Source organism: Mameliella sp. CS4 (assembly GCF_019392335.1).
Lineage (GTDB): Bacteria > Pseudomonadota > Alphaproteobacteria > Rhodobacterales > Rhodobacteraceae > Antarctobacter.
Map to the genome: position 1 here is coordinate 1 of NZ_JAHXRQ010000292.1, position 237 is coordinate 237.

The 237-nt window shown below is 67.1% G+C and carries 1 protein-coding gene; it reads right to left on the reverse strand.

Annotated elements, in window-relative coordinates; genetic code table 11:
• Positions 1–237 (reverse strand): hypothetical protein (locus KZZ07_RS27440; protein WP_219520212.1); only part of this gene is annotated, 237 nt, incomplete at both ends.

The following is a 237-nucleotide window of genomic DNA, read 5'->3' on the forward strand; positions in this document are numbered from 1 at the left end:
CCTGGCCCGCAGCACCGCGCGGTCCAGGGCATGCAGGGCGATGCTTTGGCGCAGCAGCGGGCCTTGGGCAATGTGAATGTTCAGCGCATTGCGCGCCGAGTCGGGCAGGGTTTGAAGCAGGGCCGTGTAGAGGTCCGTTTTGGCCGATAAGGCGACGCCGTTGTCCAGCGGTGTGTAGCCGCCGCTGTCGGAGTAGACCAGCGTGCGACGGGTCGGCGCGCTCAATTCGCCGATGGC